At 68.0% G+C, this 17,335-nt stretch carries 17 protein-coding genes; 8 read left to right on the forward strand and 9 right to left on the reverse strand.

All coding sequences use genetic code 11. From position 1 onward, the window contains the following. Positions 1-11 precede the first annotated feature (11 nt). The 5 genes from A9X00_RS10365 to A9X00_RS10385 form a co-directional block, all read right to left on the reverse strand. Positions 12-890, reverse strand: coding sequence for a DUF427 domain-containing protein (locus A9X00_RS10365; protein ID WP_067152581.1), 879 nt, complete (start codon positions 888-890; stop codon positions 12-14). A 51-nt stretch (positions 891-941) separates the two neighbouring features. Then, positions 942-1,991 (reverse strand): zinc-binding alcohol dehydrogenase family protein, encoded by a 1,050-nt coding sequence (locus A9X00_RS10370; RefSeq protein WP_067152696.1) that lies wholly within the window; start codon positions 1,989-1,991, stop codon positions 942-944. Positions 1,992-2,151: 160 nt separating this feature from the next. Continuing rightward, positions 2,152-2,808, reverse strand: a complete 657-nt coding sequence (locus tag A9X00_RS10375) for a TetR/AcrR family transcriptional regulator (RefSeq protein WP_067152583.1) — start codon at positions 2,806-2,808, stop codon at positions 2,152-2,154. 1 nt (position 2,809) lies between these two features. Further along, positions 2,810-3,496 (reverse strand): TetR/AcrR family transcriptional regulator, encoded by a 687-nt coding sequence (locus A9X00_RS10380; protein ID WP_067152585.1) that lies wholly within the window; start codon positions 3,494-3,496, stop codon positions 2,810-2,812. Between the two features lie 75 nt (positions 3,497-3,571). Beyond that, positions 3,572-4,444: an alpha/beta fold hydrolase gene (locus A9X00_RS10385; protein ID WP_067152587.1), complete on the reverse strand. Its 873-nt coding sequence runs from the start codon at positions 4,442-4,444 to the stop codon at positions 3,572-3,574. A gap of 152 nt (positions 4,445-4,596) precedes the next feature. Between A9X00_RS10385 and A9X00_RS10390 the strand changes: the two genes are divergently transcribed. Then, positions 4,597-6,297 (forward strand): MOSC and FAD-binding oxidoreductase domain-containing protein, encoded by a 1,701-nt coding sequence (locus A9X00_RS10390; protein WP_067152589.1) that lies wholly within the window; start codon positions 4,597-4,599, stop codon positions 6,295-6,297. 21 nt (positions 6,298-6,318) lie between these two features. Here A9X00_RS10390 and A9X00_RS10395 read toward each other — a convergent pair whose 3' ends face one another. The 3 genes from A9X00_RS10395 to A9X00_RS10405 all read right to left on the reverse strand — a co-directional run bounded on the left by A9X00_RS10395 (position 6,319) and on the right by A9X00_RS10405 (position 8,941). Continuing rightward, entirely contained in the window at positions 6,319-7,059 is a 741-nt protein-coding gene (locus A9X00_RS10395) for an SDR family NAD(P)-dependent oxidoreductase (RefSeq protein WP_067152591.1), read from the reverse strand. Between the two features lie 68 nt (positions 7,060-7,127). After that, positions 7,128-7,925: a family 1 encapsulin nanocompartment shell protein gene (locus tag A9X00_RS10400; protein WP_067152593.1), complete on the reverse strand. Its 798-nt coding sequence runs from the start codon at positions 7,923-7,925 to the stop codon at positions 7,128-7,130. After that, positions 7,922-8,941 carry a Dyp-type peroxidase gene (locus tag A9X00_RS10405; RefSeq protein WP_067152595.1) on the reverse strand — a complete coding sequence of 340 codons (1,020 nt, stop codon included), beginning with the start codon at positions 8,939-8,941 and terminating at the stop codon, positions 7,922-7,924. Before A9X00_RS10405 ends, A9X00_RS10400 begins: the two co-directional genes overlap by 4 nt. Positions 8,942-8,992: 51 nt before the next feature. Between A9X00_RS10405 and A9X00_RS10410 the strand changes: the two genes are divergently transcribed. After that, positions 8,993-10,249, forward strand: coding sequence for a M18 family aminopeptidase (locus A9X00_RS10410; RefSeq protein ID WP_197515124.1), 1,257 nt, complete (start codon positions 8,993-8,995; stop codon positions 10,247-10,249). 14 nt (positions 10,250-10,263) lie between these two features. Next, positions 10,264-10,611 (forward strand): VOC family protein, encoded by a 348-nt coding sequence (locus A9X00_RS10415; RefSeq protein WP_067152599.1) that lies wholly within the window; start codon positions 10,264-10,266, stop codon positions 10,609-10,611. A 385-nt stretch (positions 10,612-10,996) separates the two neighbouring features. Here A9X00_RS10415 and A9X00_RS10420 read toward each other — a convergent pair whose 3' ends face one another. After that, positions 10,997-11,392, reverse strand: coding sequence for a nuclear transport factor 2 family protein (locus A9X00_RS10420; RefSeq protein ID WP_067152601.1), 396 nt, complete (start codon positions 11,390-11,392; stop codon positions 10,997-10,999). Between the two features lie 126 nt (positions 11,393-11,518). Between A9X00_RS10420 and A9X00_RS10425 the strand changes: the two genes are divergently transcribed. The 5 genes from A9X00_RS10425 to purF all read left to right on the forward strand — a co-directional run bounded on the left by A9X00_RS10425 (position 11,519) and on the right by purF (position 17,279). Further along, positions 11,519-12,307 carry a helix-turn-helix domain-containing protein gene (locus A9X00_RS10425; protein ID WP_067152603.1) on the forward strand — a complete coding sequence of 263 codons (789 nt, stop codon included), beginning with the start codon at positions 11,519-11,521 and terminating at the stop codon, positions 12,305-12,307. A 17-nt stretch (positions 12,308-12,324) separates the two neighbouring features. Then, positions 12,325-14,610: a phosphoribosylformylglycinamidine synthase subunit PurL gene (gene purL / locus A9X00_RS10430; protein WP_067152605.1), complete on the forward strand. Its 2,286-nt coding sequence runs from the start codon at positions 12,325-12,327 to the stop codon at positions 14,608-14,610. Beyond that, positions 14,598-15,212, forward strand: coding sequence for a CPBP family intramembrane glutamic endopeptidase (locus tag A9X00_RS10435; RefSeq protein ID WP_197515125.1), 615 nt, complete (start codon positions 14,598-14,600; stop codon positions 15,210-15,212). The genes purL and A9X00_RS10435 overlap by 13 nt, the downstream gene beginning before the upstream one ends. 3 nt (positions 15,213-15,215) lie before the next feature. Continuing rightward, positions 15,216-15,605 (forward strand): sterol carrier family protein, encoded by a 390-nt coding sequence (locus tag A9X00_RS10440; protein ID WP_067152608.1) that lies wholly within the window; start codon positions 15,216-15,218, stop codon positions 15,603-15,605. Positions 15,606-15,743: 138 nt separating this feature from the next. Then, positions 15,744-17,279: an amidophosphoribosyltransferase gene (gene purF, locus A9X00_RS10445; RefSeq protein ID WP_067152610.1), complete on the forward strand. Its 1,536-nt coding sequence runs from the start codon at positions 15,744-15,746 to the stop codon at positions 17,277-17,279. The last annotated feature ends 56 nt before the right edge of the window (positions 17,280-17,335 follow it).

Consider the following 17,335-nt stretch of genomic DNA (forward strand, 5'->3'; position numbering starts at 1 on the left):
CCACTAACCCCTCACCGCGGCCCCGTGGGCGTTTTCCTGAGCACCTCGTCGGTATCGAGTCCCCGGTCGACGCCGTGGGGTATTACGGTTTGGCCCGGCTCGAGGTGAAGCTGTTTTCCGTCGAGATATACGTCGATCTTGTCGGGTTCGAACGACACCAGGTTGGTTACTCGCCCAACCTCGGGCCAGGCGTCAACGTACGACCAGGCTGCGCGCTTGCGGCCACCGATGTCGTAGTAGGAACAGATGCCTTTGTATGGGCAAAAGGTCTGGAGGTCAACGAGTTTGAGAGTGCCTTCGTCGATATCCCCTCGCGGCACGTACCAGCGTGGCGCGAAACCCGATTCGTACAGCGCCAGCGGATGCTGGGTATCCGCGATGACCTGCTCGCCATCCCGGACGACGAGATGGCGTGACGTGGAACGAATATCGATACGGTGATACGCGTCGGCGGCATGCCCGACGATGCGCTCGTCTTCCTCGTAGAACGCGTCCATGGCGCGCCATGCGAACGCCAGGCGCCCATCGAGAACCGCCGCCGGAAACGGCAGCGCGGTGTGCTGCCAGGCGGCCTGGTTAGCATCTTGCCCAGCGACTCTGACGCTGAACCACCTAGTCTCGCCCAGGTCGCGGTGATCAGTGACCCGGTCCTCGGCGACCAGAACGTCCGCCTCGATATCGCCGCGCGGGAAGTAGGCAACCGGGTAACGACCCGGCTCATGCAACAGAATGACGTCTTCGCTGTCAGCTATCCAATGATCCGCGAAGCACACTCTCATGCGCCGCCGCAACGGCTCGGCATACAGCAGGCGCGGTGGCACCGGCTGCTCGGTAAGGAAGTGCCCCACCGACCCGGTGGCCAGTGGGCCTTGCTGCCAGGCCAGCCCCATCGTTGTCCCCTCTCTTCCCGAAACCCCCTGCTGGAACTGCGCTTCCGTCGGTCATCGCTCCATCACAACGACCATCTTGCCGCTGGCCTCGCCTGCCTCCATCACCCGGTGCGCCTCGTGAATCTGGTCGAACGAGAAAACACGCGATGGCTTCGCTTCCAGCTTGCCCTCCGCAACCTGGCGCGCGATGTCTTGCAGCGGCACGTCGGACAGCGGGAAGCCCGGCGTCCCAAACACAAAGCTGCCGAAGAAGTTCCAGTTCACGCCGCTGGCCATGCGCAGCAGCGGGTTGAAATCACCGATGGGGTCGAGCCCGCCGAGCCATCCCGCCAGGCAGGCCGTGCCGCCGCGGCGCAGCATGTCGAGGGAGTCCAGGATGGTGCTGTTGCCGACGAGATCCAGGACGGCGTCGATCTGCTTTGCTTCGGGGAGGTGAGCGGCGAGGTCGCGGCTCTCGACCTCAACGCGCGCTGCGCCCAACTGCTCGAGCATTGCGAACCGCCCGCGGCTCCGCGAGGTAGCGATGACCCGCGCCTCGGCGGCGACTGCCATCTTAAGCGCCGCCTGGCCGAGTGATGAGGTCGCGCCGCGCAGCACCAGCGTCTGTCCGGCTTGCAGATTGAGGTTGCGGAACAGGCAAGTCCAAGCGACCGCGTAGGTTTCAGGCAGCGCGGCCAAGTCCGACCACGGCAGCTCCGACTCGATGAGGGCGACGTTCGCAGCGCGCACGCGGGTGTACTCGGCGTAGCTGCCGTTGATTGTTCGGCCCAAACCTCCCATCAGCGCCGCGACCTTGGCTCCGACCGGGAATTCCCCGCCCGGGCACGAGTCGACGATGCCCACGCATTCGATGCCGCTGACTTCGGCGGCCTCGGCCCATTCGCCGCGCCTCATGTGCATCTCGGCGTGGTTGATTCCGAATCCCTTGACTTGGATCACGACCTCGCCGTCCTTGGGGAGCGGCTTGGGAATGTCGGCGTAGACGAGGCTGCCCAGGCCGCCGAAGCCCTTGAGGATGATCGCCCGCATGGTGGCCCCGCCTGGATGTTCCCGCACCACTGCGGGCGCGGTGGGCAACTGGGGTGAATCGGTGACGGACACTTGCATCTCTCCCCAAATCGTTAGTGGGCCTTCAGATATGAACGTGTGCCCCGAGCTGGCGCGCTGATGCGCCGACGGTCCGCATCCACTGATTGGGCCAACCAACCCAGTATTATGGGCTAGCGCACCATCTGTCCAGGGCGGACCGCCGGCAATTCGGTCAGGATTTACTTTTGCTGCGTGTCTTGCGGGCTGGGCGACGTGCCGCGAAGGAGCGGACGTAGTCGACGGCGGCGTTGACCGCCGCCCGCATCGGCTCCGGATCACCGGTGGCATACGTCACCATCGCGCCGCCCTGGTGTGCGAGTACCAGCGACGCGGCCAGGTGTCGCGGGTCGGCGTCGGGGCGCAGGTCGCCGCGGTACCGCATCGCCGTGAGGCCGGCCTGAAACAGCCCGATCCACTGGGCGTAGCCGGCGGAGAGATCGTCGTGCACTTCGTCGTCGGCGTCGATCAGCTCACCGGCCAATGCGCCGTAGACGCAACCGCCGACACGGTATACGCCGTCGATGTCGGCCACGCAGGCATCGGCCCACGCCTGGAGCGCGTCCAGGGTGTCGAGGGAGCCCAATGAGGGTTGGGTGTGAAAGATGCGTACGTCCTCGCGGCGCGCCGCAACCACGTGACGTGTCAGATCGCGTTTGTCACTGAAGTAGTGCGAGATCTGCGAGCCACCCACGCCGGCGGAGCGCCGCACTTCGTCGATGCTGGTGTTGGCGACGCCGCGCTCGAACATCAGGCGCGCGGCGGCCTCGACGATCCGCGCTCTGGTCGCCCTCCCCTTGCTGGTGAGCCGTGATGCATTGTCGCCGTTCATGTTACGTCGTCCTGCGCCGGGAACGGGCCCGGCGGGCCGGCCGTGGAGCACGCTCGTCGGGGGCGGTGGCGAACGTGCGCAGATAGTTGACCGCGAAACGGACCGCGTCGGCGTGCGGCCAGTCCTCGCGATAGGTGAAGGCCAGGGTGCCGCCCCCCTGATGGGCGGTGACGATCACCAGCGCCAACCGTCGCGGATCGGCATCCGCGACCAGGACGCCGGCGTCCTTCATCCGCTGGATCGACTGCTCGAGCAGGTCCACCCATTGCCAATAGCCCGCGCCCAGGGCTTCGCGCGTCGCAGCGTCGGACTTCGCCAGCTGCGCCGCGAGGGCGTGGTAGGTGGGTGTGCCGAAGTATCCGATCCGCCGCAGGTAGCGCATGTTGAGGTCGATCCACCGCTCGAAGTCGTCGAACGACTGGAGGCCGTGCAGCCGGGGCTGGCGGTGAAAGTCCAGCACCACGCCGATCTGGCGCCTGATGACCGCGCGGATAAGCGCGCCCTTGTCGGCGAAATAGTGTGCGAGCTGAGAGCCGCTGACCGATGCGGCCCTGCGCACGTTCTCCATGTTGGCCGCGGACAGGCCTTCAGTGACGATGAGCTGGGCGGCCGCCTCCACGATCCTGTCGCGGGTGGCGCGCCCCTTGGCGGTCAACCGTTGTTCTGCGTGAACATCGGGATGGGCCATCGCGTCAGGCTAACGCCCAGTGGCCGCCGACTATGGGACATTCAACCCATTAATCTGCGTGGCGCCCGCGGCCCCTCAGGCGGCCACGAGCGCCTTGGCCAGGAAGTTGCGGATCAGCCGGGCGACCTCGTCCAGCGCCGACTCGAGCAGGAAGTGCCCGCCGTCGAGCAGATGGATCTCGGCGTCCGGCAAATCGTCGGCGAACGCCTCGGCGCCGGCCGGGCCGAAGATCTCGTCACCGCGCCCCCACACCGCCAGCAGCGGCACCCGCGTCGCGCGGAAGTACTCGTGCAGGCGCGGATAGAGCGGCGCGTTGGTGGCGTAGTCGCGCAGCAGCTTCAGCTGCACCTCGTCGTTGCCCGGACGAGATATCAGCGCGTAGTCGTGATACCAGGATTCCGGGTCGACGAGTGTCTCGTCGGGGACGCCGGTGACGTACTGCCACCGGGTGGCGTCCAGCGTGAGGAACTGCCGCACCGCGCCCTCGGTGTCGGGCGTCGGCTCATTTTGATAGGCCCACAACACCTTCCAGAAGCTTTCGACGAATCCGGCGTCGTAGCCGTTGCCGTTCTGGGTGATGATCGCGGTGATGGCGGAGGGATCGCGCAGCGCCAGGCGCCAGCCGATCGGCGCGCCGTAGTCCTGCACGTACATGGCGTATCGGTCGATGCCGAGGGCGCGCAGCAGGCCGACCGTCAGCTCGGTGAGCGAGTCGAAGGTGTAGTCGAACTCCTTCACCGACGGCGCGTCCGAGAGGCCGAAGCCCAGGTGGTCGGGCGCGATCACGTGGTAGCGATCGCACAGCGCCGGAATCAGGTTCCGAAACATGTACGAGCTGGTGGGAAAGCCGTGCAACAGAACGAGCGCGGGGGCACCGGCGTCGCCGGCCTCGCGGAAGAACAGCCGGTGACCGTCAACGGTGATGTAGCGGTGATGGACAGTCGCCATAATATTTCCTCCCCAACATTTTTGGGTTATATAACCCAGTATGCACCAGAAGCGATGGCTCGCAACCGTCTGGTCACGGGTTGCCCTGCGGGTCGGGCGGGCATAGTGTGGGTCGATCATCCCAGATTGACCACGCTGCGGGCGGTGACACGGTGGGCAGACTTGTATCGGTCAATGTGGGCATGCCCAAGGGCGTCCAATGGCGTGGCGAAACCGTTTACACCGGCATATGGAAGGCGCCGGTCGAAGGGCCGGTCATGGTGCGCCGCCTCAACATCGACGGTGACGGTCAGGGCGACCTTGGCGGGCACGGCGGCGAGCAGCGCGCGGTGATGGTTTATCAGGTTGAGTCGTATGACTTTTGGCGGACCTACCTCGGTCGTGACGACCTGGAAGCGGGCCAATTCGGGGAGAATTTCACGATCAGCGGGCTCCCCGACGACGAGGTCTGCATCGGTGATCGCTACCGGATCGGCGGGGCGGAATTCGAGGTCACCCAGCCGCGCGTCACCTGCTTCCGGGTCGGCATGCGCCTGAACGAACCGAGGATGCCCAATCTGCTTGTCTCCCAGCATCGTCCAGGCTTCTATTTCCGGGTAATCAGCGAGGGCAGGGTTTGCGCGGGCGATGACGTCGTGCGGACCCGGCACGGCCGTCATGAGCTCAGCGTCGCCGACGTCGACGCGCTGTTGTATCTGCCCAACCGCGACATCGAGCTACTCCGGAAGGTCGTCGACGTCCCGGCGCTCAGCCCCGGCTGGCAACAGTCGTTCCGTGACATGCTAGCCGAACCCGCCAGCGCGGCAACGCAAATCGGCAACGAGCCGGCGTGGCGCGGGTTTCGTCCGTTGCGGGTCAGCCAGATACGCAGGGAAAGCCCTGACGTGCTGTCGATCGTCCTCGAGTCCGAGGACCATTCCGCGCTGCCGCCCCCGTTGCCGGGCCAGTACCTGCCGGTGCGACTCGCCGGGGCCGGCGAGCCGGCGCCCCTGCGCAGCTACTCGCTTTCGGGTGATCCCGCCGAGGGGGCTTACCGGATCAGCGTCAAACGTGAAGAACACGGGTTGGTGAGCGCGTGGCTGCACGCCCACATCCAGCCGGGCGCGGTGATAGACGCGGCCGCGCCACGCGGTGACTTCTATCTCACCGAGGAAGGCAATCCCGTCGTCCTCATTTCGGCGGGCATCGGCGCTACGCCTGTCCTGGCGATGCTGCACGCGCTGTCGGCCGCCGGCAGCGGCCGCGACATCTGGTGGGTCCACACCACCCGAAATCCCCAAACCCAGGCGTTCGCGGCCGAAGTCGCGGCCCTCGTTGAGTCGTTGCCCCACGCTCGGCAGCGGGTCTTCTACACCGAGACGCAGGGGCGTCTCAACCAAGACTCGGTCGCTGCCCTGGGCCTGCCCTCCGATGCCGCCGTTTACCTCTGCGGCCCAACGCAATTCATGACCGACATCCGCGGCTACCTCACCGCCGTCGGCCTCGATCCCGCGCGCATCCACAGCGAACTGTTCGGTGCGCTACCGGCGATCAACCCGGGCGTCGTCGACACGGGTGACCGCAGCCCGCCTCACCAGCCGGCCGGGCCTCCGGGCACCGGACCGCCGGTCACGTTCTCGCGCAGCGGGCTGACCGTGAACTGGTCGCCCAATTATGCGAGCATCCTCGACCTCGCCGAGGCGTGCGACGTGCCGACCCGTTTCTCGTGCCGAAGCGGGGTGTGCCACGTATGTGTCACCGGGATCGTCGCCGGGGCGACGACATACGTCCAGCCACCGTTGGAGGAGCCCGGTGCGGGCGAAGTGCTGATCTGCTCGGCGGCGCCGGACGGCGACCTTGTGTTGGACCTCTAGCGGCGCGGAAAGCCTTGTGAGCTAAGGCGCGATCGCGAGTTGTCCGCCCGTAGCGTGCAGGACAGCACCATTGATGTAGCTGGCGTCAGGCGAGCCGAGGAAGACAACTGCGCTGGCGATTTCGCGAGCGTCGGCCGGTCGGCCTAAGGCCGTGGTTGCACCTAACGCCTCGACCAAGCCCGGCAGCACGTTGGCGCCGGGTGTGTCGGTCGGACCCGCGGCCAACGCGTTCACCCGCACTCCCGACTTACCGAACTCGTCGGCCCACACGCGCGTCAGCTGTTCGATGGCGGCCTTGCTCGCACCGTAGATACCGGCGCCGCGCGCCGCCACCGACGCGGCGAGGGTGCTGACATTGACCACGGCACCGCCGCCACGCTGAGCCATCACCGGCGCAAGTTGCTGGACCAGGATGAACGGCGCGCGGATATTGACGTTCACATGCTCGTCGAAGACTGCGTCATCGGTATCAGTGGTTCCGCCGAATTTGTAGATGCCGGCGTTATTGATCAAGATGTCCACGTACCCCACTTCGGCGGCCAACCGTCGCACGTCGTCGGCGTCACCGAGATCCGCGGCGATGAAACGGGCTTTGCCGCCGGAATCTTCGATTTCCCGCACCACCTCTGCGCCACGCTCCGCGCTGCGACCGTGCACCACGACCTCGGCACCGCGATCCGCCAGTTGAAGCGCAATTTCGCGGCCAATCCCAGATGTGGCACCGGTGACCAGAGCGGTCGAACCGGCCAATGCTGCATCCATCAAAACCCTGCCTTCGCCAGAGACGTTCACTTGCCTCTGCCGAAGCGACGACCCGGCGAAAATTATTCCTACGGGGCGAGGCAGACCGACGCTTCGGCGGTGTAGCACAAAAACGTCAGTGTCTCCTGCAGGTACAGCTGCACGGTCTCGGCGTCGTGGCTGAGGTAGCCGATCGCGACGTCGGTGCCCAGCTGCAGGTCGAAGTCGCCGCCGCGGGTGGTCAGTACGAAGGCGCCGTCGATGGCCGGCGCCCAGATGATGTCCCCGTCGACCAGACGGTTCAGGTGCTCGCGGATCGGATAGCCGTGCTCGGTGGTCTCACTCACCTTTGTGTAGACGTCGGCGGCCAGTAGCACCGAATACGGGCCGTCGACACCGGCCAGCCGCAACCCGGTCAACGCCTGCGAAATGGCGTCGGGCATATCGCGGGGATCCTCGGGCAACGTCAACGTCGGGTTGGAGCTGCAAGTACGGATGCCGTCGATCGACCCGGCGGCGTAGCCCTCGAAGATGGCGCGGTCCTCGACGAACGCCAGCTTCTTGGCCGCCTCTTTGACCGGGTCCCAGTCGGAGTCGTTCGCGCCGCGCTCGACGTTGTCGATCTCGTAGCGCGACAGCGCGAACGGAACACGCAGTCGGACAAGCGGTTTGCTCTCTCGCAGGTGCGCCACCACCCCTTCGGTGGGTGCGTCGACATCGAGGAGCCGACCGGTGCTGATCGCCGCGGTGACCGGTCCGCCGGGCTCGCTGACGTCGACGACGCGCCGCCCCGCGATATGGCGCTTGAAAGTGCGGGTGGCCTCCAATTCGATCTCCGCCCAGGCGACTTCGGTGACGGGTGCCAGGTCGCGGTAGAGGTTGTTCATCGAGAGGTTCCTTTCAGGCTGCCGATCGCGAGTGAACCGTCGTTGGAGGCCGGAGCGGCCGGCCGCGCTGTGGCCAGTGGCGCCGGGAGGGGCGGCGGGTCGTCGAGGAAATCAACGGTGGGCGAGAAGAACAGGCCGCCCGTGACCGCGGTGGAGAAGTCAAGGATGCGGTCGGTATTGCCGGGCGGGTCGCCGAGGAACATGTTCTCCAGCATCCGCTCGGTGACGGTCGGCGTCCGCGAATACCCAATGAAGTAGGTGCCGTACTCGGCCCTGCCCAACTCGCCGAACGGCATGTTGTGCCGGACGATCTTCAACTCGGTGCCGTCGTCGTCGGTGATTACGTTGAGGGCGATGTGGGCGTTGTCGGGCTTGGCGTCGTCGTCGAGTTCGATGTCTTCCAGTTTGGTTCGGCCGATCACCAGTTCCTGCTCGGTGACCGACAACGAATTCCACGACGACATGTCGTGCACGTACTTCTGCACGTGCACGTAACACGAGCCTGCGAAGTCGGGATCCTCCTCGCCGATCGCGGTGGCGCTGACGGCGATTGGGCCGTCGGGGTTTTCGGTGCCGTCGACGAAGCCCAGCAGGTCGCGGTTGTCGAAGTAGCGGAAGCCGTGCACCTCGTCGACCACGGTGACCGCGCCGGCCATCGACCGCAGGATGCGGTCGGCCAACTCGAAACAGACGTCCAGGCTTTCGGCCCGGATGTGGAACAAAAGGTCGCCCGGTGTGGCTGGGGCGGTGTGCCGCGGGCCCTTCAGCGCGACGAACGGGTGCAGTTCGGCGGGACGCGGCCCGGAAAACAGCCGATCCCACGCGTCCGAGCCGATCGAGGCGATCGCGGACAACCGCTTCGGCGGCTCACGGAAACCGATTGCGCGCACCAGCCCGGAGATTCCGGTCAGCGCGTCGTGCACCGTCGCCTCCCCGCCGTCGTCGATGGTCACCACGAGGAAGATCGCGGCCGGTGTCAGCGGCTGGAGGATGGGTTGGGGCTGAACCGGAGGCACGCTGCCGACCCTATCGTGGTGACCGAGAGGCCGACAGCCATGATGGTCACCATGCCGGCCAGCGCCGCAGGCCTCTGCGAATTCATCGACGCGTCACCGTCGCCGTTTCACGCCTGCGCGACGGTGGTCGCTCGCCTGGCCGACGTGGGCTACGCCGAGCTCGACGAGACCGACCGCTGGCCGGACCGGCCGGGCCGCTACTTCGTGGTGCGGGCGGGCTCGCTGGTCGCCTGGAATTCCAGCGGGCCGGACGGGCCGTTTCGGATCATCGGCGCGCACACCGATAGCCCCAACCTACGGGTGAAGCAGCGCCCGGACCGGCTGGTCGCCGGATGGCGGGTGGTGGCGCTCGAGCCGTACGGCGGCGCCTGGCTCAACTCCTGGCTGGACCGAGACCTGGGCATCAGCGGGCGGCTATCGGTGCGAGACGGTGCCGGGATCGGTCACCGGCTGGTCCGGATCGACGACCCCATCCTGCGGGTGCCTCAGCTGGCGATCCACCTGGCCGAGGATCGCAAGTCGGTGACGTTGGACCCGCAGCGACACGTCAACGCGGTCTGGGGCGTTGGGGAACAACGGGGTTCGTTCCTCGACTATGTCGCCGAGCGGGCCGGGGTCGCGCCGGCCGATGTGCTGAGCGCCGACCTGATGGCACACGACCTGACGCCGTCGACAGTGGTCGCGGCCGACGCCAGCCTGATCAGTGCCCCCCGGCTGGACAACCAGGCCAGCTGCTACGCGGGGACGGAGGCGTTGGTCGCCGCCGAACCGGGCGGCTTTGTGCCGGTGCTGGTGTTCTTCGACCACGAGGAGGTCGGATCGACCTCCGACCGCGGCGCGCAGTCCAACCTGTTGAGCACCGTCCTGGAGCGGATCGTGCTCGCGGCCGGCGGCACCCGCGAGGACTACCTGCGCCGGCTGCCGGCGTCGCTGCTGGCCTCGGCCGACATGGCCCACGCCACCCACCCCAACTACCCGGAGCGGCACGAGCCCGGCCACCTGATCGAGGTCAATGCCGGGCCGGTGCTCAAGGTGCACCCGAATCTGCGGTACGCGACCGAGGGGCGCACCGCCGCGGCCTTCGAGCTCGCCTGTAGGCAGGCCGGGGTGGAGTTGCAGCGTTACGAGCACCGCGCCGACCTGCCGTGCGGCTCGACGATCGGGCCGCTGGCCTCCGCACGGACTGGCATCCCGACCGTCGACGTCGGCGCCCCCCAGCTGGCGATGCACTCCGCGCGGGAATTGATGGGCGCGCACGACGTGGCGGCCTATTCGGCCGCACTGCAAGCGTTTCTGTCGCCGCGCTGACCTACGATCCGGCCATGGCACTAAACGTGGAAATGGTGACGTTCGACTGCGGCGACCCGGCGGCGCTGGCTGGCTGGTGGGCCGAGCAGTTCGGCGGCAAGACGCACGTCATCCTCGCCGACGAGTTCACCGCGGTGACCTTCCCGGAGGGACTGCGGCTCGGGTTCCAGAAGGTGCCCGATCCCACGCCCGGAAAGAACCGGGTGCACCTCGACCTGGGTGCGTCGGACGTCGACGCCGAAGTGGCGCGGCTGACGGCAGCCGGGGCCAGCGAGCTCGGCCGGCACCAATTCGGCGACACCTTCCGTTGGGTGGTGCTGGCCGACCCCGAGGGCAACGTCTTCTGCATCGTCAAGCAATAATTCTCGGCCGTTGATTGTGAAGCCTGGGCTTTGATTGTGAAGCCTGGGCGGGAAAGTCGCCGGATTCCCGCCCAGGGTTCACACCGAAAGCCGTGAGTGCACACTGAACGCTCGCAGATGAGGCGGCGCTCGGTCGCAAGCGCTGAGTGTGAAGCCTGGGCTTAGATTGTGAAGCCTGGGCGGGGAAATCGCCGGATTCCCGCCCAGGGTTCACACCGAAAGCCGTGAGTGCACACTGAACGCTCGCAGATGAGGCGGCGCTCGGTCGCAAGCGCTGAGTGTGAAGCCTGGGCTTTGATTGTGAAGCCTGGGCGGGAAAGTCGCCGGATTCCCGCCCAGCGTTCACATCGAAAGCCGTGAGCGCACTCGACGCTGCGGAAGAGGCTCAGCGCTGGGCGAGGATCGGCGGGTCGTAGCGGATCACGTTCTCCACCACGATCCCGTCGCGAGTGCGAACCCGGTCGATCCCGCGGATCTGGAACGGCCCGTCCGGGCCGGTGCCCCGACCCACATAGTGCAAGAACACCAGCTCCTCACCCTCGACGGCGCCGGGGACCGTCGCGCTGTCCACCACGTCGAGCGTCAAATCCGGTGCAGCGTCCAGCAATTCGCCGATCTTCGCCGTGTATGGCGCGATGCCCCGGACCGGCTCGGGGTCGCCGGGCCAGTAGCCGACGATGCCGTCAGCCAGGATGTCGAAGCCGCGCGACATGGTGGGCGCGGCCCAATACGCGGCGAACACCTCGGCGCTGAACTTCGGGGCGGACTGGATGTCGGTCATCGTTCCTCCTTGACTCGGGCGCTCCCTGTCGAGCGCGTCATCTCAAGCCTGTGCGGGACGCGTGCGGCGGCACAATTACCTCCGAGGTCATCGCCGTGGCTACCCGCGCGTGGTTACCGTGGCTTCGTGAGTGAGGCGACGGTCGGTGTCCTGTTGCGCGACTGGCGGGCGCGCCGACGGGTGAGCCAGCTCGATCTGTCGCTGAGCGTGGGGGTGTCGGCCCGGCACCTGAGCTTCATCGAGACGGGACGCGCCCGTCCCAGCCCCGAGATGGTGCTCGCCCTCGCGGAGGGGCTCGACATCCCGCTGCGTGAGCGCAACACGCTGCTGCTCGCCGCCGGGTTCGCCCCGCGCTACCAATCGCGGCCGCTCGAGGACGGCGCGCTCTCCCCGGCGCGCGACGCGGTGCAGCGCCTGCTGGACGCCCACGACCCCTACCCGGGCATCGTCATCGACCGCTGCTGGAACATCGTGGGGGCGAACGCGGCGGCGTCCGCGCTGACCGCGGGTCTGCCCAACCACCTGATCGGCCCGCCGGCCAACGTCTACCGGTTGTCCCTGCACCCCGACGGGCTGGCCGCGCGGACCCTCAACTTCCCCGAATGGGCGGGCTACCTGCTGGACCAGCTGCGCCGCACCATCGCGCTCACCGACGACCCCGCCTTGCGGGCGATCGACGAGGAAGTGCGCGGCTACCCGGGAGTCGCCACCGCGGCCAGGGCGTGGAGCGCGCCGCCGGACAACGCCGCGCTGCTCGTGCCGTTCGAACTCGATGCGGGTGGGGGACAACGGTTGTCGATGTTCACGACGCTGACGACGTTCGGGACCCCGCTCGACGTCACCCTCTCCGAACTCGCCGTCGAGCTGTTCTATCCGGCCGACGCCGAAAGCGCCCGCCTGCTCCGCGGCGAGTAGCTCTCTAGACTGTTCCCGTGACAACCGCGCGCACCCAGGTCATCGACACCGTCGAACACGCCGCGACCACCCCTGACCAGCCGCAACCTTTCCACGAACTCGGCCTCAAAGACGACGAATACCAGCGGATCCGCGACATCCTGGGCCGCCGGCCCACCGACACCGAGCTGGCGATGTACTCGGTGATGTGGAGCGAGCACTGCTCCTACAAATCGTCGAAGGTTCACCTGCGCTACTTCGGCGAGACCACCACCGACGAGATGCGGGCCGGCATGCTGGCCGGCATCGGCGAGAACGCCGGCGTCGTCGACATCGGCGACGGCTGGGCCGTCACCTTCAAGGTGGAGTCGCACAACCACCCGTCCTACGTCGAGCCCTACCAGGGCGCGGCCACCGGCGTGGGCGGCATCGTCCGCGACATCATGGCCATGGGCGCGCGCCCGGTCGCCGTGATGGACCAGCTTCGGTTCGGCGCCGCCGACGCGCCCGACACCCGCCGCGTCGTCGACGGCGTGGTCCGCGGCATCGGCGGCTACGGCAACTCGCTGGGCCTGCCGAACATCGGCGGCGAGACCGTGTTCGACGCGTGCTACGCCGGCAACCCGTTGGTCAACGCGATGTGCATCGGCGTACTGCGCCAAGAGGACCTGCATTTGGCGTTCGCGTCGGGTACGGGCAACAAGATCATCCTGTTCGGTGCGCGCACCGGGCTGGACGGCATCGGCGGGGTGTCGGTGCTGGCGTCGGACACGTTCGACGCCGAAAACTCGCGCAAGAAGCTGCCGTCCGTTCAGGTCGGCGACCCGTTCATGGAAAAGGTGCTCATCGAGTGCTGCCTCGAGCTGTACGCGGGCGGCCTGGTGATCGGCATCCAGGACCTCGGCGGCGCCGGATTATCCTGTGCCACCTCGGAATTGGCCTCGGCCGGCGACGGCGGTATGGCGATCCAGCTCGACAACGTGCCACTGCGGGCCAAGGAGATGACGCCCGCCGAGATTCTGTGCAGCGAGTCGCAGGAGCGCATGTGCGCGGTGGTCGCGCCGGAGAACGTGGACGCCTTCATGGCGGTGTGCCGCAAGTGGGAGGTGCTGGCCACCGTCATCGGCGAGGTCACCGACGGCGACCGATTGCGGATCACCTGGGGCGGCGAGACGGTCGTCGATGTGCCCCCGCGCACCGTGGCCCACGAGGGCCCGGTGTATCAGCGTCCCGTCGCGCGGCCCGAATCGCAGGACGCCGTGAACGCGGACCGCTCGACGGGCCTGCCCCGGCCGGCCACCGGCGACGAGCTGCGCGCGACTTTGCTTGCGCTGCTGGGTAGTCCGCACCTGTGCAGCCGCGCGTTCATCACCGAGCAATACGACCGCTACGTGCGCGGCAACACGGTGCTCGCCGAGCATGCCGACGGCGGCGTGCTGCGCGTCGACGAGTCGACCGGCCGCGGCATCGCGGTGTCGACCGACGCGTCGGGCCGCTACACGCTGCTCGATCCCTACGTCGGTGCCCAACTCGCGCTGGCCGAGGCGTACCGCAACGTGGCCGTCACCGGCGCGACGCCGGTGGCGGTGACCAACTGCCTCAACTTTGGTTCCCCCGAAGACCCGGGGGTGATGTGGCAGTTCTCGCAGGCGGTCCGCGGGCTGGCCGATGGCTGTGCGGCCCTTGGGATTCCGGTGACCGGCGGCAACGTGAGCTTCTACAACCAGACCGGGTCGGCGGCCATCCTGCCGACGCCGGTGGTCGGTGTGCTCGGCGTGATCGACGATGTGGCGCGGCGCATTCCGACCGGCCTGGGCACCGAACCGGGGGAGACCCTGCTGTTGCTGGGCGATACCCGCGACGAGTTCGACGGCTCGGTGTGGGCGCAGGTGACGGCCGACCACCTCGGTGGGTTGCCGCCCGCGGTGGACCTGGCGCGGGAAAAGCTTCTGGCCGAGGTGCTGACGTCGGCGTCGCGCGATGGGCTGGTGTCCGCCGCGCACGACCTCTCCGAGGGCGGTCTCGCCCAGGCCATCGTGGAATCGGCGCTAGCGGGTGAAACCGGTTGCCGCATCGTGCTTCCCGATGATGCCGACCCGTTCGTGATGCTGTTCTCCGAATCGGCCGGCCGGGTACTGGTCGCCGTCCCGCGCACCGAGGAGAGCCGGTTCCGTTCGATGTGCGAGGCGCGGTGCCTGCCCGCGACCCGCATCGGCGTCGTCGATCAGGCCTCGGACGCCGTCGAGGTTCAGGGCATGTTCACCGTGTCACTGGCCGAACTGCGTGAGACCTCCGAGGCGGTGCTGCCGCGATACTTCGGCTAAGTCAGGTTCGGGCGCTGTCGTTGGCGGCCGCGCTCGTCGGCTGGAGCTTCCTCAGCCCACGGCTGCCCCCGGCGTGGCGGGTGCCGCTGCAGGCCGGCGCCGGCGCGCTGCTAATCCCGGTGACCCGCGCGCCGCTGGGTCTGCGCCCGCCGCGGCTCGGGGCGGGGACGCGACTCGGCTCGGCGGCCGGGGCAGTCGCGGCGGGCGCGATCGCCGCGACGACCGCGGTGCCTCTGGTGCGGTCCGCGATGGCGGCCCGCGAGCGGCCGGTCTCCGTGCCGGGTTGGCTGCTGCTGCGCATACCCGTCGGCACCGTCTGGGCCGAGGAGGCCGCCTTCCGCGCCGCGCTGGCCGCTGTGGGCTCCCGTGCCTTCGGCCGGCGGGGCGGAAACATGTTGCAGGCCACTACTTTTGGGCTCTCGCACATTCCGGATGCGCGAGCGACGGGCGCGCCGGTGGCCGCCACCGTGCTGGTGACCGGCATCGTGGGCTGGCTGTTCGGCTGGCTGGCCGACCGATCCGGCAGCCTGGCCGCGCCGATGCTGACCCACCTGGCCATCAACGAGGCCGGTGCGATCGCCGCGGTCGCCGTGCAACGCTGAGGTATGCCCGCCCGTCAAAGCGCCGACCCGGCCCAGGCCCGGCAGGCCGTGCTGGCCGTGCTGGACTGGCTGCGCGACGATTCCGGCCCGGCGCCCGACCGCAACGCCCTGGCGACCGCGGTGCGGCTCACCGCGAGGACTCTCGCCGCCCTGGCGCCGGGCTCGAGCGTCGAGGTCCGGATCCCGCCGTTCGCCGCGGTGCAGTGCATCGAAGGGCCCCGGCACACTCGCGGCACGCCGCCGAACGTGGTGGAGACCGATCCGCGGACATGGCTGCGGCTGGCCACGGGCCTTTTGCAGCTGGAGGAGGCGAAGGCCACCGGGGTCGTGACGCTCTCGGGCTCGCGGGCGGGTGAAATTGGCCACTGGTTGCCCCTGTTCGGTGTCAGCTGAATACAACCCTGAACTGCAGGTTTAGAGTTATGAATCGGGATTTTCGACGCTCAACACGCCGGTCGGATTCGTCGGGGAGCCCGTGCTGCCCGTAGACTCCTACACGTCACCAATCGTTCGCCAGGGAGCCGCCGAACCGTGACCGTCGCTGGAGTAGAAGCATCCGAGCAGGACCTTAACTCCCCCCGGGAAGAATGCGGCGTCTTCGGCGTCTGGGCGCCCGGCGAGGATGTCGCCAAACTCAGCTACTACGGCCTCTACGCGCTGCAGCATCGCGGGCAGGAAGCCGCGGGCATCGCCGTCGCCGACGGGTCCCAGGTGCTGGTCTTCAAGGACCTCGGCCTGGTCAGCCAGGTGTTCGACGAGCAGACGCTGGCCGCCATGCAGGGCCACGTCGCCATCGGGCACTGCCGCTACTCCACCACGGGCGACACCACGTGGGAAAACGCCCAACCGGTGTTCCGCAACACCGCGGCCGGCACCGGGGTTGCGTTGGGGCACAACGGAAATCTGGTCAACACGGCTGAGCTCGCGGCGCGCGCCCGCGACGAGGGGTTGATGGGTACCCGATACCCCGCCCCGGCGACGACGGACTCCGACATCCTGGGTGCGCTGCTGGCTCACGGCGCGGCCGACTCCACGCTGGAACAGGCGGCGCTCGAGCTGCTGCCGACCGTGCGCGGGGCGTTCTGCCTGACGTTCATGGACGAGAACACGCTGTATGCGTGCCGCGATCCCTATGGGGTGCGGCCGCTTTCGCTCGGACGCCTCGACCGCGGCTGGGTGGTGGCATCCGAAACCGCCGCGCTCGACATCGTCGGCGCCTCGTTCGTCCGCGACATCGAGCCCGGCGAGCTGCTGGCCATCGACGCCGACGGCGTGCGCTCCACCCGATTCGCCAACCCCGAGCCCAAGGGCTGCGTCTTCGAATACGTCTACCTCGCGCGGCCCGACAGCACGCTCGCCGGCCGGTCGGTGCACGCCACCCGGGTCGACATCGGTCGCCGGCTGGCGCGCGAATGCCCGGTCGAGGCCGACCTGGTGATCGGCGTGCCGGAGTCGGGCACCCCGGCCGCCGTCGGGTACGCCCAGGAGTCCGGCATCCCGTACGGGCAGGGCCTGATGAAGAACGCCTACGTCGGGCGCACGTTCATCCAGCCGTCGCAGACGATCCGCCAGCTCGGCATCCGGCTGAAGCTCAACCCGCTCAAAGAGGTGATCCGCGGCAAGCGACTCATCGTCGTCGACGATTCGATCGTGCGTGGGAACACCCAGCGGGCACTGTTGCGCATGCTGCGCGAGGCCGGCGCCCTCGAGGTGCACGTGCGCATCGCGTCACCGCCGGTGAAGTGGCCGTGCTTCTACGGCATCGACTTCCCCTCGCCGGCCGAGTTGATCGCCAACGCCGTCCAAGACAAAGAGGAAATGCTCGAGGCGGTGCGGCACGCCATCGGCGCCGACACGTTGGGCTACATCTCGCTGCGCGGCCTGGTCGCGGCCTCCGAGCAGCCGGCGTCGCGGCTGTGCACGGCCTGCTTCGACGGCAAGTACCCGATCGAATTGCCCGAGGAATCCGCATTGGGCAAGAACGTCATCGAGCACATGCTCGCCAACGCCGCGCGCGGAGCCGCGCTCGATGATCTGGCACCCGATGAAGTGCCGATCGTGCGCTAACCGAAGCCGCTCCTCGGTGCTTCAAAGACGTTCGATTCCGGCGCGAAGCGCCGCCC

The sequence above is a fragment of the Mycobacterium sp. 1245805.9 genome (genome assembly GCF_001672915.1).
Lineage (GTDB): Bacteria > Actinomycetota > Actinomycetes > Mycobacteriales > Mycobacteriaceae > Mycobacterium.

Excerpts from the sequence above, each read along its gene's own strand:
- A9X00_RS10365 (WP_067152581.1), bottom strand. The coding sequence starts at position 890 with ATGGGGCTGGCCTGGCAGCAAGGCCCACTGGCCACCGGGTCGGTGGGG.
- A9X00_RS10420 (WP_067152601.1), bottom strand. The coding sequence starts at position 11,392 with ATGACCGACATCCAGTCCGCCCCGAAGTTCAGCGCCGAGGTGTTCGCC.
- A9X00_RS10400 (WP_067152593.1), bottom strand. The coding sequence starts at position 7,925 with ATGAACAACCTCTACCGCGACCTGGCACCCGTCACCGAAGTCGCCTGG.
- A9X00_RS10395 (WP_067152591.1), bottom strand. The coding sequence starts at position 7,059 with ATGGATGCAGCATTGGCCGGTTCGACCGCTCTGGTCACCGGTGCCACA.
- A9X00_RS10410 (WP_197515124.1), top strand. The coding sequence starts at position 8,993 with ATGCCGGCCAGCGCCGCAGGCCTCTGCGAATTCATCGACGCGTCACCG.
- A9X00_RS10380 (WP_067152585.1), bottom strand. The coding sequence starts at position 3,496 with ATGGCCCATCCCGATGTTCACGCAGAACAACGGTTGACCGCCAAGGGG.
- A9X00_RS10415 (WP_067152599.1), top strand. The coding sequence starts at position 10,264 with ATGGCACTAAACGTGGAAATGGTGACGTTCGACTGCGGCGACCCGGCG.
- A9X00_RS10375 (WP_067152583.1), bottom strand. The coding sequence starts at position 2,808 with ATGAACGGCGACAATGCATCACGGCTCACCAGCAAGGGGAGGGCGACC.
- A9X00_RS10385 (WP_067152587.1), bottom strand. The coding sequence starts at position 4,444 with ATGGCGACTGTCCATCACCGCTACATCACCGTTGACGGTCACCGGCTG.
- A9X00_RS10440 (WP_067152608.1), top strand. The coding sequence starts at position 15,216 with ATGCCCGCCCGTCAAAGCGCCGACCCGGCCCAGGCCCGGCAGGCCGTG.